This window comes from Glutamicibacter arilaitensis Re117, assembly GCF_000197735.1.
Lineage (GTDB): Bacteria > Actinomycetota > Actinomycetes > Actinomycetales > Micrococcaceae > Glutamicibacter > Glutamicibacter arilaitensis.
Genome location: NC_014550.1, coordinates 1,215,985 through 1,231,930, shown reverse-complemented (window position 1 = coordinate 1,231,930; position 15,946 = coordinate 1,215,985). Strand labels below are relative to the sequence as shown.

The following is a 15,946-nucleotide window of genomic DNA, read 5'->3' as shown; positions in this document are numbered from 1 at the left end:
GTTGAACGCTTTGAGTTCCCATTAAGAACTGCGACTCACGAACGCGATGACCTGCTCAAGATATTCGTTGCTATTGTCCATCTGGATTAACGTCGGGCGGTGGGGTAAGGATGTAATTTCCCAAGCCCAGACAGCATCGACATGTTCCGGCGGCACTGGCAATTTAGACAATAAGAGCGCTTCTTCCGTTCTACCACCCAAGTGCAGCGCAAGAATATGATTCGCAATCCAAATCGGAGCGAAGCTACGGCTAAATTGCGCCGATCTGGCGAACGCCTTCAACGCAGAATCAAGATCAAAGGCCATCCTACAAAAACCGAGATTGTTCCAAGCCTCACCTGAAGAGGGGAGTATCTCAGTTAGTCCTGCGAAAATCTCCGCCGCTTCATTGGGGTTACCCGCACGCAGTTTTTCAACAGCCGCGTGCGTGAAGGATGCAGTACTAAAATTTGAACTTCTTTGGACGGTTTTGACCGACAATAATTTTTCAAAGTACGTGTCTGTGACTCTTTCGAGTTCGGTTTCCCGCGCACGCAGAAATCGTCGATCTATCCCGTGGTCGTCTGCGTTCTTGATCCAGTTCCATTCATGCGTGAGTGAAGTCAAAGCCCATTGGTCTAGCTGGGTCACTGTAAGTCTGTCCCAGAGCCATCGCCCGTATTCGTCTTGCTGTGATTTCTTTTCGAGACTCGAAAACAACGAAGCATTCGGAACTATACGCGCGAGGGCGGCTTCTGGCCCTTCGAGGAGAATCTTGCTGAACCACTGATGAACTCGAACAAAAAAATCCGGATGGAAAATATAGGACAGAAACTCGTCGTTACGTGCGATCCTGACGATTTCATCACTTTGAAGCTCCTTCGGCCGCAACGCCTTAGGGATAATCAAGACTTTTTGCGGACGTACGTCGGCCTCTGGAACATCATTTTCTCGAAATTTATTAAATGAGGTAGTGGCTAAATCAATCCAACAATTTTCGATTTCAGATTCGACCGTCTCGATGGCCGGCACTAAGTAGCCATGCTTTCGCAAGGTGGGTAGGGAGATGAGGGCCAATATCGTGTCGGCCAGAGTGGCACTCATGCCGCTCGATGTAGCTACTGCGACTGGGAATTTTCGCTTCTTTAGTTCGGTCCAAATTTCAATCGTTAAATTAATTGTGTTTTCTCTCAGGACATCGGTAACAGTTCTGCCTCAGGACATCGGTAACACTTCAACATTTAAAGTGGTGACACTTCTCCCCGGGATTTAACGCCCCGAAGGACACAGCCCGCCTACCGGCCTCTCGGCCAGCACGCGGGCTGATGAACTGGAAAGTGTGAAAAATGATCCAGTCAACTCGACAATACGCTTAGCCATCGCCCGATGGCCACAAGACGCTCCCAGAGGCGCGGTCACCGCCTTCTGCACGGAACACGAAATTAGCCGCAAGACTTTCTACCAAATCCGCAAACGAGCCCAAACCGAAGGCCAAGCAGCAGCCCTGGAACCCCGCTCCCGACGGCCGAAAAAAGCGCCTACCGCAACAAACGACGCCGTCAAGGACCAAGCGGTCGCAATGCGCAAGGCGTTGCAAGCCTCGGGCTGGGATCACGGACCGATCAGCGTGCACGATCACATGAAGAAGCTGGGCATGCCCACGGTATCGATCTCGGCACTGGCCCGGATCTTCTCCGAACGAGGCCTGGTTACCCCAGCCCCGCAGAAGCGTCCGCGTTCCTCCTACCGGTCCTTCCGCTATCCGATGCCCAATTCCTGCTGGCAGCTGGACGCCACCGAATACGTGCTGGAAGGAGGACGCAAATGCGTGATCTTCCAGCTGATCGATGACCATTCCCGGCTGGCGGTCGCTTCATTGGCCGCCAAGACCGAGAACGGCCAAGATGCAGTGAAGGTCTTCCGCAAAGGCATCGAATCGTGCGGCGTGCCGCAAAGACTGCTCACCGATAATGGTGATGCGCTGAACCCCATCCGCCGTGGCGTGCTGAGCGAGCTGGTCGCTTACGCCAACGGTCTGGGCATCGCGACGATCACTGGCAAACCCCACAAGCCCACCACCCAGGGCAAGAACGAACGGCTTCATTCAACCTTGTTCAAATGGCTGAAAAAGCAGCCGTTCGCCACCGATCTAGCACAGTTGCAGGCGCAGCTGGATGTCTTCGACCATGCCTATAACACCCAACGCGGGCACCAGTCCCTGGAAGATCGGATGACTCCGCAAGAAGCGTGGGATGCAACGCCCGCAGCTGAGCCGCTGGAGCTTGGGCAATGGAAGGAACTGAGCACGAAACCAGGACCGAGCCAGGCTCAAGTAGCTCTTGGCGTCCAAGCCGGAAGTGAGCGCGTGGCCCGGCAGCTGGCTGCTGCACGAACCCCTCCAGAGCCGGCTAAGCTCAGCGCCACGCTGCGTTCTGAACTCATGGGCGAGAGCGGAAGTCACGTGCTGCGAGCCAATAAGAACCGCTGCCTGCGGGTTGCCGGGGTTGAAATTTATCTGGGCAAGCTACTGCGCTCCACAGTGGTAAATGTGGTTTGGGACCCGACAGACTTGATGGTGCTGAGCATGGAGGGTGAACTGGTCGCGAAATTCGATTACCCGTTCCCGCAGGGCGTGAAGTATTTGAGTTTGAAGCATGCCACGGAGAAGTTCCAAAACATGCCTGACCCGGTCTGATCTGTTACCGATGTCCTGAGACACCGAGTGTTACCGATGTCCTGGGACAGAAGTGTCACCGGTGTCTTGAGACATCACATCGTTAAATTAATTGAAGTTTGACTGCCCAAGACCGCACGGATGAAGTGACTTTCCAGACCGATTAGAAGAGATGTCACTGATTGGCTGTCGGGATCTAGGTGCCTTTGAGCCATAAATTCCCGGCCGGCATCAAAGTCGTTCATGCCCCCGACTACGAACTTAGGTATTTGTCGCCCTTTCATCACCAGCCCGCCAATCCGCTGTTGAACTACCGGCCGGTCTTCGGACCCCATTTCACTAGCAAGTTGGCGACACTGCTCCTGACATGAGGGCAAGTCATTTTCTAACTCATAGAAAGGGCAGGATGGAGTAAGGCTCGGCAATGTACAAGCATCCGCAAAAGTAATAAGAGCATTCAAAACTAGTCGCTCTTTTCGCTGGCCGTCCATCTCCACAGCACCCCCCAAAATCCGATAGTGTTTTTGAGCATACTTCATCGGCGTGAATGCATGACAGCTTCTACGGATGCGGGGTGATCATTAGAACCGTAATCTCTCCAGATTTCGGTCCATAATGCCAAAAAATTCGCCAAGCGGCCGGAGTACGGTTTTCAACATAGGAATCCCAAACATCCTCACCAGAGATCCCAGACAATGAGGAATATTTATGGGAATTAAGACCGGGATACTTCGGGTCATTTTCTAGAAATCCTAAGGCCTTATAGACCTTTTTCAGCTTCACTGCCATATCGGCTCTCGATTCCAGCTCATCAAGCTGGCTAGAAGCTTCTTCCGTGAAAAGAAGTTCAAACGATGGCATCTCCGTGCCCCTAGGAGATATCGTCGCTTGATTCTTCGGCAAACTTGCTGAAGCTACCGCGGCGCTTTACCCTACCCGTTGCAGAATCCTGCAGGGCCCTACCCAGGGAATCGCGGATGACCGAGTTTTCCCAAACCAAGAGCTCCCGCTTTGGGATTGAGACCAATGGGGTTAACAAGATTTCACCCTCCTCGTTCACGGCTATTGCGTATCTATCGTCACGTCGCACGCCAGCTTTGCCAAGCGAGATTCGAGATCGCACATCGGTGCTGGATTCCCCAACCGGAACAAATTTACCTGTCGGATTCATTACTACACTCCAAAATCTGGCTACGGTTTGTGGGTATTACCCACTTACCCCCGTACTTGAAAGTATACGCTTGACGGATCGATCCGCAAGAGTGTGTTGAATCACATTACCTAAAAATACTTTTTATCTCGCCATCCTGCTTCGTGCTGGGGAAAACTACTCCGTCCCGATTACTCCGCGGGCAACCAGATCCGCCGGTCCGCTGAGGATCGTGTCTTCGCCACCTGCCTCATTGCTGCGGAATTCAACTCCCACGACTCCACCTGGCACAGTGACAGCCCACTGATTGATCAGTGCGGTGCTGCGAGCCCAGTACCGTACGGCTGCGGCTGCCGCGCAGGCTCCGGTGCCGCAGGAAAGGGTCTCCCCAACCCCGCGTTCGTATACACGCATCTGCACCTGCGCCACTCCATCTTCTTCAATGAGTGGCTCGGATGGAACTACGAATTCCACGTTGGTGCCGTTGACCGGAACCGGAGAGACCTCTGGTGCTTGGAAGAGGTCCAGCTCTTCGAGCATTTGGGCATCGGGCAGGGCCACGACGGTATGGGGGTTTCCCATGGTGATGCTCAAAGCAGGCAGTGCCTGCTCCCATCCACGTGGCTTGACCATGGAGTCAATTGATCTTTCGGTCGCTTCCTGTTCGAAGATCAATCCCCAAGGACCCAGATTCACCGCATAGCCATCGGCAAGCCGGGTAATTTCCTTGACTCCTGCACGGCTGCCGATCTGGAAGCTTTGCCCAACCTGCAGGCTGATCAGACCTTCGGCGATCAGGTAGTGCGCGAAGGCACGCACACCATTGCCGCACATTTCGGCGATGGAACCGTCGTTGTTCCGGTAATCCATGAACCAGTAGGCCTTGGGATTATCGAGGAACTGTTCTTCATATCCTGGGACGAGGGAGGTTGGCACGGCGCGGATCAGCCCGTCTGCCCCAATGCCGAAGCGGCGGTGGCACACGGCCGCTACCTGTTCCGGGCTGAGCTCGAGCTTGGCTTCGGGGTCTGCAACCAGTACGAAGTCATTGCCGGTGGCATGGCCTTTGGCAAAACGTTGTCCAGCCAGCTGTCCTAATTCGGTGCGGTACATCAATGCTCCTAGAGTTTTCGTACTTACGTTGGCTAGCCAATAATCTTTAGTGCTTTTTCCAGCAGATCTGGTTCGGTCGGATCCAACCAGCTGACCCGCGCATCTGCGTTGAACCAGGTGATCTGCCGCCGGGCGAATTTCCGAGTCGCAATGACCGTTTGCTCGATGGCTTCTGCCCTGGTGATTTGGGAATCCAAATAGTCGATGTACTGCTGGTACCCGATGGCGCGTGATGCGGTTTTGCCTTCGCGCAATCCCTGCTCAAGCAATCCGGCAACTTCTTCGGCCAATCCCATGGAATCCATTTTGTGCACACGATTTTCCAAGGCCGCATGTAAGGCTTGGCGTTCATAGTTCAAACCAATTTGGATGGCTGGTGCAAAGTACTCGCGTTGGGGCATGAAAGAACTGAAAGCACGCCCCGAGATCTCATAGACTTCCAAGGCCCTGATGGCTCGGCGCAGATCCAGGTTGCGTCCGGCCGATACCGGATCCACTTCAGCTAGCCGGCGACGCAAGCTCCCATCGCCTTCAGCCTCAACTTCTGCTTCCAGCCTGCGCCTAGCGTCAGGGTCTGTGGGTGGGAAGTCAATGACGTCCAACGCTGCACGCACGTACAGCCCCGAACCGCCGACCATCACCGGGACCTTGCCGCGGGCACGTATTTGAGCGAATTGCTCTCGCGCTTGCGCTTGGAAAGCAGCAACGGAGGCTTCCTCGCGGATCGACATGGTGTCCAGCAGATGGTGTGCGATTCCACCGCGTTCGTTGATAGGCAGCTTGGCGGTGCCGATGTCCATGCCGCGGTAGAACTGCAGTGCATCAGAATTGACGATTTCTCCACCCAGTTCTTGGGCCAGAGAAATCGCTAAATCTGACTTGCCGGTCCCGGTGGGGCCAACGACGGCAATTACCGGCAGGTTCGAATTGGTCATGTACTTAGCTGCGCACCTTCAAAGTTGGCATGCCCAAATTCGTAGCGCCAGTGGAGGAGGCTGCACCGGGACTCGGCACACCACAGCTTTCGGCTTGGGCGCGGTCCCATGCATCCCCAGCGCGTGAGCGGCGCAAGGAATACTGGCTAGCGGATGGATCAGAGATCAAGTGGAATGCTGCCACTTCGGTAATAGGAAGGGTCGCAAGATCGCCTGGACGCGGTGTTTCAGCGCCGTCTGGTACGGAGAAGTGCACCAGGCGCTGGTCCTGTGCGCGTCCGGTCAAACGGTGGGTTTCGGCAGATTTACGGCCGGACTGCTCGGTGACCATGACTTCTACCGTCCTGCCCAGCTGCTTTGCATTCTCTTCCTTGGCGATGCGGTCTTGGAGCTGCGTCAAACGCTCATAGCGTTCCTGAACCACGGCTTTGGGAAGCTGCTCTTCCAATTCAGCCGCCGGAGTGCCAGGTCGCTTGGAATATTGGAAGGTGAATGCGGAGGAGAATCGCGATGCTTGAACTACGTCGAGCGTCGCTTGGAAGTCTTCTTCAGTTTCACCAGGGAAGCCGACAATGATGTCGGTGGTGATTGCTGCATGCGGGATGCGTTCCCTGACCTTATCCAAAATGCCAAGAAACTTTTTCGAACGGTAGGAACGGCGCATGTCCTTGAGGACCTTGTCCGAGCCGGACTGCAGGGGCATGTGCAGCTGCGGCATGACATTAGGCGTTTCGGCCATGGCCTCAATGACATCATCGGTGAACGCAGCCGGATGCGGACTGGTGAATCGCACGCGTTCCAGTCCCTCGATTTCACCGCAGGCGCGCAGCAGCTTGCCGAAGGCCAACCGGTCTCCGAATTCCACGCCGTAGGAGTTTACGTTTTGACCCAGCAGGGTTACTTCAATGGCGCCGTCGTCAACCAGTGCTTGGATCTCGGCGAGAATTTCGCCTGGTCGGCGGTCGCGTTCCTTGCCGCGCAGCGAAGGCACGATGCAGAAGGTGCAGGTATTGTTGCAGCCCACGGAGATCGAAACCCAACCTGCGTACACCGATTCGCGGCGGGTAGGCAAGGTCGAGGGGAAGACATCCAAAGATTCAAGGATCTCCAGCTGTGCTTTCTTGTTGTGGGTCGCACGGTCCAGCAGCGCAGGCAATGAGCCGATATTGTGCGTACCGAATACCACGTCTACCCATGGAGCTTTTTTGACGATGGTGTCGCGGTCCTTCTGAGCTAGGCAGCCGCCGACTGCAATCTGCATCCCTGGACGTTCGGCCTTGAGATTCTTCAGCAGGCCAAGATGCCCATAAAGTTTGTTGTCCGCGTTTTCGCGCACGGCGCAGGTGTTGAAGACGACAACGTCAGCTACTTCTTCGGCCTGCTCTTCGGGTTTGCGGGATAGTCCTGCATTTTCGAGGAGTCCGGAGAGGCGTTCGGAGTCATGGACGTTCATTTGGCAGCCGAAGGTACGTACTTCATAGGTACGGGGATGGTCTTCACTGCCGATTCTGCTCAGGGGTTCTAGCTCAGTCACCCTTCAAGATTACCGAAGATCGTGTACTGCTGAAATATAGGTGACCCTAGGGTGAATTACTGCACTCCACTGGGCGCGAAGTCCGGCAAGCGGTCGGCTTCGCTACATGCGTGCCCGAGGGTTAGCATGGAATTAGACTATCGGCTAGCTATTTCGTCCTATCAGAGGGATCCTCGTGGAAAACCATTCGCAACTGCCGCCATCGGAAACTAAGAAGAACCGTGCGCTGCCTTTGAGCCATGGCATGAAGGTTTTCCATTGGTGGATGGCCAGTTTGTCCGTGCTATTCCTCTTCGCTGTCCCAATCAGCATCCGCCTCATTCCACCAATTGACTACAAAATCGATGATTTGCTGTTCAACATCGGTGTTGGCTCAGTGCTCGCCGGCTTCGGCGCCCTGTATTTGTGGGGCTATCAGAGCCTGGATGATTGGCTTGACCGCCGCGGCAAGGAACGAATTCGAAAATCAAAGCGCAATCAGTAGCGATTGCCGAATCGCTCTTCCCATTCCTCGCGCGCAACTTTAAAGGCCATTCCGCCGTGGTAACCCTTGCGGCCCAGCATCCCGACGAGTCGGCGCAATGCCCTGTCGCGATCTGCTCCCATTGATTCTGGACGCAGCTTTGCCCGCACAAGTTCACGGGCTCGTTGCTCCTCGGATTCATCGTCTATTTGCTCAAGTGCTTCGGCAGCCGATTCGTCATCAATGCCTTTGGAACGCAGCTCGTGCTTGATTGCGCCGCGGGCCAGTCCACGTGAGCGAGCACGGGCAACTACCCAGGACTTGGCAAAGCGTTGATCATCAACGAGATTAATCTCGACATAACGGTCAATGACTTCATCGGCTATGTCTTCAGGGCATTCCTTTTCAAGGAGCTTGTCCTTGAGCTGTTTGGCCGTCTTATCACTGGCCGTGAGCTGGCGCAGCAAAATGCTCCGCGCTTTTTCACGCCATTGATCATCGCTGAGCTGCTCAGGCTCCCCCGCTTCGCGCGCCACTTGCCGTGCTTGGCGCGCTTCACGCCGTTCTTTCTTCGAAGGCTGAGCTACGGCCGGAGCCGCAACAATCTGCTCCATAGCAGCTCGCAGCTCTTCAATGCTGCCCGGCGCTTTGGATTCATTCGCGAGGCTGGCAATGGTGCGTGAGGTACTGCCCGCTGGCATGCTTGGGGCAGCGGCGCGTGCCGCAGCACGTTCTTGCCTGGCTGCTTCTTCAGCCGCTTGCTTTTCCAATTCTTCCGGGCTGGGTTTGGCCCAGTCTGGCATATCGTCCAGATCGCCCTGGAACTCTTTGGAAACGGACGTAGCGTCCGCCCCGGATTTTTTTCCGGGGCGGACGCTACGTCGTTGAAAGCCTGAGGCCACTACTTATCGCCCTCGACGACTCGCAGTTCTGTTTCGTCTTCTTCGACCTCTTCCATTGGCGTAACGCCAAGCTTCTGCAGGATCTGGCGTTCGAGCTCATTGGCCAGGTCCGGGTTATCGCGCAGGAAGCGGCGGGCGTTTTCCTTGCCCTGGCCCAGCTGGTCTCCGTCGTAGGTGAACCAAGCGCCGGACTTCTTGACCAGGTTGTGCTCAACACCCATGTCGATGAGCGAACCTTCACGAGAAATACCGTGGCCGTAAAGGATATCGAATTCAGCCTGCTTGAATGGCGGGGCCATCTTGTTCTTGACAATCTTGCAGCGGGTACGGTTACCGACCGCGTTGGTGCCCTCTTTCAAGGTCTCGATGCGTCGAATATCAATACGTACCGAAGCGTAGAACTTCAGCGCCTTGCCACCGGTGGTGGTTTCCGGGCTGCCGAAGAAGACACCGATCTTTTCACGCAGCTGGTTGATGAAGATTGCGGTGGTCTTCGAGGCGGAGAGGCGACCGGTAATCTTACGCAGGGCCTGGGACATCAGTCGCGCCTGAAGGCCAACGTGGCTGTCGCCCATCTCGCCTTCGATTTCGGCACGTGGAACCAAGGCCGCCACGGAGTCGATGACGATGATGTCCAGTGCGCCGGAGCCCACGAGCATATCCATGATTTCCAGCGCCTGCTCACCGGTATCCGGCTGGGAGACCAGCAGTGCATCGGTGTCGACGCCCAGCTTCTTCGCATATTCCGGATCCAATGCGTGCTCAGCATCGATGAATGCTGCGACGCCGCCAGCCTTCTGTGCGCTGGCAACAGCGTGCAGGGCCACAGTGGTTTTACCCGATGATTCAGGACCGTAGATCTCCACCACGCGGCCGCGTGGCAGTCCGCCAATGCCAAGGGCGACATCCAAGGCGACCGAGCCGGTAGGAATTACTTCAATGGGTGCGCGGGTTTCATCGCCCAGGCGCATGACCGAGCCCTTGCCGTAGGCCTTGTCGATTTGGCCAAGGACAGCCTCTAGCGCCTTTTCCCGATCATTTTTTGCTGCCATGGTTCACCTTTGCTCTTGCAAGCCTGCTACGTGCTTGCTCATGAATTTTGTCCTGCAATAGACAGTATGCTCGTCCACCGACACTTTGGACTCCGATAGCCCTCAAGTGTGGACAATCTCAGTGCTTAAGTTTTCGTCGCAGTTTCCTGCGCCGTTTCTAGGATAACCCTATCCGAACAGATGTTCGAAATTCAACACGGCGTGTTCGAAGATTCGAAGTCGTGGTTTTCGAACGGGATATTCAGGAGTCCTTTGGCTCGATATCTACGCCGAGCCAGCGTTCAGCCGGAACATCTTGTGCCCGGCAGATGGCTTCCCAGATCATTTTCGGCTTGACGCCCTTATTCAGCGCTTCGGCTGCGGTGAGGCTATCAAGTTCGGTTAGGGACATGGAGTCGGCCAGCACGTGGGAGTACCTCGAGCCAAACTCGTTTTCCATGTTGCGCCAGAAATCGCTGTTTTTCACCTAGTTATTCTCCCACGCATAGGCAAGGAGCCCACGCATTTCGCGTAGGCTCCTTGCTCGGCCGCCGGCAGTCTCGATTACTGAGTAGCGGTAGCCTTGAAAATTTGGCGTTAGACCGAAGCCAGCGGCTTGTTACTGCCCTTAGCCGCGAACTCGTTGGCCATATCCGTTGGTACGGTATCCGGGATTGCGATGCCTTCGGCCAGCGCAACACGCTCGGATACTTCGCGGAGCATCACAGATAGTGGGATTTCCAGTGCGACGCAGATCGAAGAGAGCAGCTCAGAAGAGGCTTCCTTCTGACCGCGCTCAACCTCGGACAGGTATCCGAGGGAGACTCGTGCACTATGCGAAACCTCGCGCAGGGTGCGGCCCTGGCGCTGGCGGACGTCACGCAGGACGTCGCCGATTTCATGACGGAGTACTACCATTTTGTGCTCCTCCTTCTCGGGCTGGACCATATGGGCTTCTCCCATATCGCGCCAACGGACGACACCATTGACAGTTACGGGTTGCTTGACCATGAATTTAGCCTCTGCTCCTAGGTCCATCTCGAAGATCTAATCAAATACGGGGGCCATCCTTGCGGCCCTACAGTTCGTACAACGACGGGTCATACGAATTTGTTCCCGTGCATTCACCCTAATCACATAATTGCGACCTACGCCACATTGGAGGTGATTTTTGCGTAACATCTCGGGAAAAAGAGTATTTCGCGTCTTACTGTGAAGAAGCTTTATCCAAGATGGCAATGAACTGGTGAAGTGCTGCCTGGGTGCTCTGTTCACGAATCTGCGCTCGGTCTCCCACAAAATGGTGGACCTCGGATCCGGACTCAGTGCCCATGGCCCACCCAATATACACGGTCCCCACGGCCTTGCCGTCATGTGGTTCAGGTCCAGCGACGCCGGTGGCAGAAACCGCTGCTTCTGCTCCGCAGGCACGTTGTGCGCCTACGGCCATTTGCCGGGCAACTTCCGGATCCACCGAGCCATGAGCTTCAAGGAGTTGAGCATCGACACCCAGCAAGGATGCCTTGACCTCAGAGGAATAGCTGACTACTCCCCCGCGCAGCACCGCTGAAGCCCCTGGCACCTCAGCCAGGCGCGCGGCGATCATGCCAGCAGTCAGTGACTCAGCGGTAGCCAACTGCACTGCGCTGTCAATGGCTTTGGCGATCACCTCTGGTGCTTTGGGCTTCATGGCGCTGATCCTACTTCTGTTTCTTGGCAGTGGCCACCAGCTGGCCTGCCTTGACCAGGTATTCCAGCCCCGTCACCACGGTGACTGCCAGAGTCAGCAGCATCAGGTACCAGGCCACTGTGCCCAGCCAATCAATGTCGTAAGTGTATGGCAGCAGATACAGGCCGATCACGATTGCCTGCAGCACGGTCTTGATCTTGCCGCCCATGTTCGCTGCAATCACGCCGTAGCGGATGACCACCACGCGCAGCAAGGTGATGCCCCATTCGCGCACCAGGATCACGATGGTGACCCACCAATGCAGTTCGTCCAGAATCGAGAAGCAAACCAGCGCGGAACCGGTGAGCAGCTTGTCGGCGATCGGGTCTGCGATCTTGCCGAAGTTGGTGACCAGCCCACGGCTGCGCGCCAGGTCCCCGTCGAGCTTGTCGGTGTACATGGCCACGACGAAAAGTCCCAGCGCGACCCAGCGCCACAAGCGCTGCTCATGGTCGTCGAACAACAGGGCCCACACGAAGAACGGCACCATGATGATGCGGATGGTAGTGAGCACGTTGGCGATATTCAGCGTCGGTACCGGCTGCTGGGCACTGCTGCCTGCTTGCTCGCTCATGGGTATCAGTTTCTTCCTGTCAGGTCCCAGGCGTCTTCGCCGGGTTCGTCGGAGCCATCAAAGTAGTCAACGGCTTGCGGGCGATCGTCCAGATCCTTGGCAACCAGGTCCTCGGCATACTCAGCGACCGGCTCAGCGTGGTTCACGTTGGCCTCTTGGACCAGTGCCGCCTCGGTGGCCGATGGCGCAGTGGTTGAGGGGTCATCGCCGCGCATGGCGGCCAGCACCATCGGCAGCTCATCGGGCTGGATCAGCACATCGCGGGCCTTGGAGCCCTCGGAAGGACCGACCACGCCTCGCGATTCCATCAGGTCCATCAGGCGTCCAGCCTTGGCGAAGCCTACGCGCAGCTTGCGCTGCAGCATCGAGGTGGAACCGAATTGGCTGGTGACCACGAGCTCGGTCGCCTGCAGCAGCAGATCCAGATCGTCTCCGATGTCCTCGTCGATCTGCTTCTTCTTCTCGGCGGCTGGAATGACGTCGTCGCGGTATTCAGGAGCCAGCTGGCTCTTGACGTGCTCGACCACCCGATGGATCTCGGATTCGGTCACCCAGGCGCCCTGCACGCGCATCGGCTTGGAAGTGCCCATCGGCAGGAACAGGGCGTCACCCTGGCCCAGCAGCTTCTCGGCACCCGGCTGGTCCAGCACCACGCGGGAGTCGGTGACCGAAGAGGTCGCGAAGGCCATGCGCGAAGGCACGTTGGCCTTGATCAATCCGGTGACCACGTCCACCGACGGGCGCTGGGTGGCCAGCACCAGGTGGATGCCGGCGGCACGGGCCAGCTGGGTGATGCGCACAATCGACTCCTCGACGTCGCGCGGGGCGACCATCATCAGGTCGGCGAGCTCATCGACGATGACCAGCAGGTACGGGTAGGGCTTGAGCACTCGCTTGGATCCCTCGGGAGGGTGCACCTTGCCGGCCTTGACCGCCTTGTTGAAGTCGTCGATGTGCTTGAAGCCGAAGTTCGCCAGATCGTCGTAGCGGGTGTCCATTTCGCGCACTACCCAGCCCAGCGCTTCGGCGGCCTTCTTCGGGTTGGTGATGATCGGGGTAATCAGGTGCGGCACGCCCTCGTAGGCGGTGAGCTCCACGCGCTTGGGGTCGACCATGACCATGCGCACTTCATCCGGGGTGGAGCGCATCAGGATCGAGGTGATCATCGAGTTCACGAACGAGGACTTGCCGGCGCCGGTGGCGCCTGCCACCAGCAGGTGCGGCATCTTGGCCAGGTTGGCGACGACGAAGCCGCCTTCCACGTCCTTGCCCACGCCCATGACCATCGGGTGCTCGGACTTGCGGGCGTTGGAGCTGCGCAGCACGTCGCCCAGGGCGACGACTTCCTTATCCGTATTCGGGATTTCGATGCCGATGGCGGACTTGCCGGGGATTGGCGAAAGGATGCGCACATCCGAGGAAGCTACGGCGTAGGAGATGTTCTTGGACAGCGCGGTGACCTTCTCCACCTTGGTTCCCGGGGACAGCTCGATCTCGTAGCGTGTCACCGTTGGGCCGCGGGAGAATCCGGTGACCTGGGCATCGACCTTGAACTGCTGCAAGGTGTTGGTCAGTGCATCGACCACTACCTGGTTGGCTTCGGAAGCTTCCTTGGCCGGAGGGCCGGCAGGAAGGAAGTGCTCTTCTGGCAGGGTGTAGGTGACGTCTCCGGAGAGCTGCAGCTGTTCGCTGCGGGCTGGAATTGGCGCCTGTGGGGAGGCGGAGAGCCCGGCGGCACGCGAGGAGACCTGGTCCATGGCGGAGGTAGTGGCCTCCGGTTCGGACTGCAAACCGATGTTGGCCATGATCTCGGCCATTTCAGTTTCAGCCTTGGTGGGGCGCTTGACCCCCGGTGGCGGTCCTGAAGGCTTCGGGATGGCAACGGTGGCCGAGTCATCCTGCGAGCTGCTGGACTCCTCGGTGAAGTCAGGGCGGGCAATGGCCTGGGTGGCTGCCTCATCGGCGTCGAAAATCTTGCCCGAATTGCGGTTGATGGCCGGCAGCGCGTCGGTGGAAGGCTCGTTCGGGTCGATGACCGCGGTGTCGTAGGCGACGTCGCCAGGACGTTCGGAGGTTTCTGTGCCATCCACGTCGTAGACCTCGGTGACCTGGCGGGCCGCTGCTGCACGGCGTTCGAAGAAGCCGGGCTTCTTCTTTTTCGGTGCGGGCGCGGGAGCGTCCTCCTCCGGGTAGAGGTAGGACTGGTCATGGTCTTCGCGCGTCGGATCAAGTTCCATGGTGGAACGTGCGCTGCTGGCACGCGGCGCATCGGGATCCTGTCCCAGCAACCGGTTGTAGCCAGCACGCAAGCGAGAAGGGATCTGGGTGAACGGCGTCGCGGTGACGATCAGGATCGACATGAAGACCAGGAAAATGAACACAGCCATGGCCCCGGGAACCGAGATCAGCAGGCCCAACGGGGTGCCCAGGATGGAACCGGCCATGCCGCCGGCATTCCAGAGCGTCTCGAACTCATCGGAAACCGCAGGAGATCCATTGGCTAGCGAGGCAATGGAAGAACCGGAGAGCGTCATGATCAGCAGCCCGATGCCAATGCGGTTGTTGGACGTGACTTCTTCCGGGTAGCGGAAGAGCCGGAACGCACCGATGAACAAGATGATCGGCAGCAGCACGGCCATGAAGCCTAGGGTTCCGCCGGCAACGGCGTGCACGCCAACGCCGAACCATCCTGCTTCGCGCAGGCCCCACCACTCGATAATCGCCACGGTGATGGAGATCAGCGCGAGGAAGAGTCCGGTGCCGTCGCGGCGGACTTCGAAATCAGGCTTGACGGTTCCGCCGATTCGGCGGAATGCTCCGCCAAAGATCCGGGCAACGCCCATCCACACGCTGCGTATAGCGCGCAACGGCAGGGCGAGTTCCGCTTCCGGGTTCTCGGGCGTTTTCTTGGAGGACGAAGAGCTGGACGCCTTGGGTTTGCGCGTCGTGGGCTTCTTCGCCCCCTGAGACTGGGTACGTGGGGCCATACTCCAAGGGTATCGCCATTAGCTTGAAGCACCCCGAATTTACACGTCTGCTCAGGGTTTGGCGAGGGCTAGAGAATGATCACGTACCCAGTTAGGGGATCAACTTGTCGTCTGCGGTTGATGATCAGCATGGATCAGCGGCCAAGGCGCGGGCCCGATGCGAATCGACGTTTCGAGCTCATCAAGTCTCCTGTGGGATTTTGGTGGTTCTGGCATCGCGCGGGCACGGCCGCACTGAAACTGCCGGATCCACGAGGTTGCGTCGAAGTCCGGCAAACGCATTGGTCCTGTACGCGCGGATGCCGTTTTTGGTTTCCAAGTTATCCGGTGCAGCGCTTGGAGCATTAGACGGTTGCGGTTCAGAAGCCCATGGATCGCTGATGCTGGCAGTTCAGGCCAGCGGTGATGAGGTACCCGGCAGCACTGCAAACAGCCAGGAACCCGACGGCGATCAAGCTCAGCAATCCCCACTGGCCCTCGGAACCGCCGATCAGCATCAGAATCGAAGCTGGCAGCAGACCGCCAATGCCTGCGCCAAGTGCCGCGCAAGCTGCTTGCCGGGCTGGGCTGTCACCCTCATTGCGCACTGCGCGGATTTCCAGGGCGACGTACATTCCTGAAGCGCACAGCAACCCCACTGCCAGTCCAATGCCGCAGGCGATCGCGATGAACTGCAAAGCTGCAGCAACCGTGCCTGGCTGGAATCCTCCGGCAAATCCGCTGGCAACCACTTCCCAGAAGAGCGCTAGCAACGCGAGCACGCCGAATAGAGCTCCTGCCGCACCGGCGATCAAGAAGATCCGCAAAGCGATCGATGACACTGGTGCGGCAGTTTTTGCGTTCATGGCTCAAGAGTACGACGGCTTGGCCTTATT

General features: G+C 57.5%; 15 protein-coding genes. 2 read left to right on the top strand and 13 right to left on the bottom strand.

The features are described 5' to 3' along the window. Positions 1-21: 21 nt before the first annotated feature. Positions 22-1,083: a hypothetical protein gene (locus AARI_RS06130; protein WP_013348463.1), complete on the bottom strand. Its 1,062-nt coding sequence runs from the start codon at positions 1,081-1,083 to the stop codon at positions 22-24. Between the two features lie 235 nt (positions 1,084-1,318). Between AARI_RS06130 and AARI_RS06125 the strand changes: the two genes are divergently transcribed. After that, positions 1,319-2,674 carry an IS481-like element ISAar28 family transposase gene (locus AARI_RS06125; RefSeq protein WP_013348462.1) on the top strand — a complete coding sequence of 452 codons (1,356 nt, stop codon included), beginning with the start codon at positions 1,319-1,321 and terminating at the stop codon, positions 2,672-2,674. A 540-nt stretch (positions 2,675-3,214) separates the two neighbouring features. Here AARI_RS06125 and AARI_RS19190 read toward each other — a convergent pair. The 4 genes from AARI_RS19190 to miaB all read right to left on the bottom strand — a co-directional run bounded on the left by AARI_RS19190 (position 3,215) and on the right by miaB (position 7,385). Further along, on the bottom strand, positions 3,215-3,514 hold the full coding sequence (locus tag AARI_RS19190) for a hypothetical protein (RefSeq protein WP_013348461.1): 300 nt from the start codon (positions 3,512-3,514) through the stop codon (positions 3,215-3,217). A 466-nt stretch (positions 3,515-3,980) separates the two neighbouring features. Continuing rightward, positions 3,981-4,916 (bottom strand): diaminopimelate epimerase, encoded by a 936-nt coding sequence (gene dapF / locus AARI_RS06110; protein WP_013348459.1) that lies wholly within the window; start codon positions 4,914-4,916, stop codon positions 3,981-3,983. Positions 4,917-4,948: 32 nt separating this feature from the next. Further along, the gene (miaA, locus tag AARI_RS06105) at positions 4,949-5,851 is read right to left on the bottom strand and encodes a tRNA (adenosine(37)-N6)-dimethylallyltransferase MiaA (protein ID WP_013348458.1); all 903 of its coding nucleotides are present in this window, start codon (positions 5,849-5,851) and stop codon (positions 4,949-4,951) included. Between the two features lie 4 nt (positions 5,852-5,855). After that, complete coding sequence (miaB, locus tag AARI_RS06100; protein ID WP_013348457.1) at positions 5,856-7,385, bottom strand: tRNA (N6-isopentenyl adenosine(37)-C2)-methylthiotransferase MiaB; 1,530 nt, start codon at positions 7,383-7,385, stop codon at positions 5,856-5,858. A gap of 175 nt (positions 7,386-7,560) precedes the next feature. Here miaB and AARI_RS06095 point away from each other — a divergent pair, with 175 nt between their 5' ends. Continuing rightward, positions 7,561-7,869 (top strand): hypothetical protein, encoded by a 309-nt coding sequence (locus AARI_RS06095; RefSeq protein ID WP_041648596.1) that lies wholly within the window; start codon positions 7,561-7,563, stop codon positions 7,867-7,869. Here AARI_RS06095 and AARI_RS06090 read toward each other — a convergent pair. From AARI_RS06090 to AARI_RS06055, 8 genes are all read right to left on the bottom strand, one after another. Beyond that, positions 7,863-8,750 carry a regulatory protein RecX gene (locus AARI_RS06090; protein ID WP_013348456.1) on the bottom strand — a complete coding sequence of 296 codons (888 nt, stop codon included), beginning with the start codon at positions 8,748-8,750 and terminating at the stop codon, positions 7,863-7,865. The genes AARI_RS06095 and AARI_RS06090 overlap by 7 nt on opposite strands. Then, positions 8,750-9,802: a recombinase RecA gene (recA, locus tag AARI_RS06085; RefSeq protein WP_013348455.1), complete on the bottom strand. Its 1,053-nt coding sequence runs from the start codon at positions 9,800-9,802 to the stop codon at positions 8,750-8,752. The genes AARI_RS06090 and recA overlap by 1 nt, the downstream gene beginning before the upstream one ends. Positions 9,803-10,043: 241 nt before the next feature. Continuing rightward, positions 10,044-10,268, bottom strand: a complete 225-nt coding sequence (locus tag AARI_RS06080) for a DUF3046 domain-containing protein (protein WP_013348454.1) — start codon at positions 10,266-10,268, stop codon at positions 10,044-10,046. 110 nt (positions 10,269-10,378) lie between these two features. Next, a complete protein-coding gene (locus AARI_RS06075; RefSeq protein WP_041649480.1) occupies positions 10,379-10,792 on the bottom strand; it encodes a helix-turn-helix domain-containing protein in 414 nt (137 codons plus the stop codon). A gap of 196 nt (positions 10,793-10,988) precedes the next feature. After that, positions 10,989-11,471, bottom strand: coding sequence for a CinA family protein (locus AARI_RS06070; protein ID WP_013348452.1), 483 nt, complete (start codon positions 11,469-11,471; stop codon positions 10,989-10,991). A gap of 10 nt (positions 11,472-11,481) precedes the next feature. Then, on the bottom strand, positions 11,482-12,084 hold the full coding sequence (gene pgsA, locus AARI_RS06065; RefSeq protein WP_013348451.1) for a CDP-diacylglycerol--glycerol-3-phosphate 3-phosphatidyltransferase: 603 nt from the start codon (positions 12,082-12,084) through the stop codon (positions 11,482-11,484). Between the two features lie 5 nt (positions 12,085-12,089). Continuing rightward, positions 12,090-15,071: an FtsK/SpoIIIE family DNA translocase gene (locus tag AARI_RS06060; RefSeq protein WP_013348450.1), complete on the bottom strand. Its 2,982-nt coding sequence runs from the start codon at positions 15,069-15,071 to the stop codon at positions 12,090-12,092. A gap of 359 nt (positions 15,072-15,430) precedes the next feature. After that, positions 15,431-15,916, bottom strand: coding sequence for a hypothetical protein (locus AARI_RS06055; protein WP_013348449.1), 486 nt, complete (start codon positions 15,914-15,916; stop codon positions 15,431-15,433). Positions 15,917-15,946: the final 30 nt, after the last annotated feature.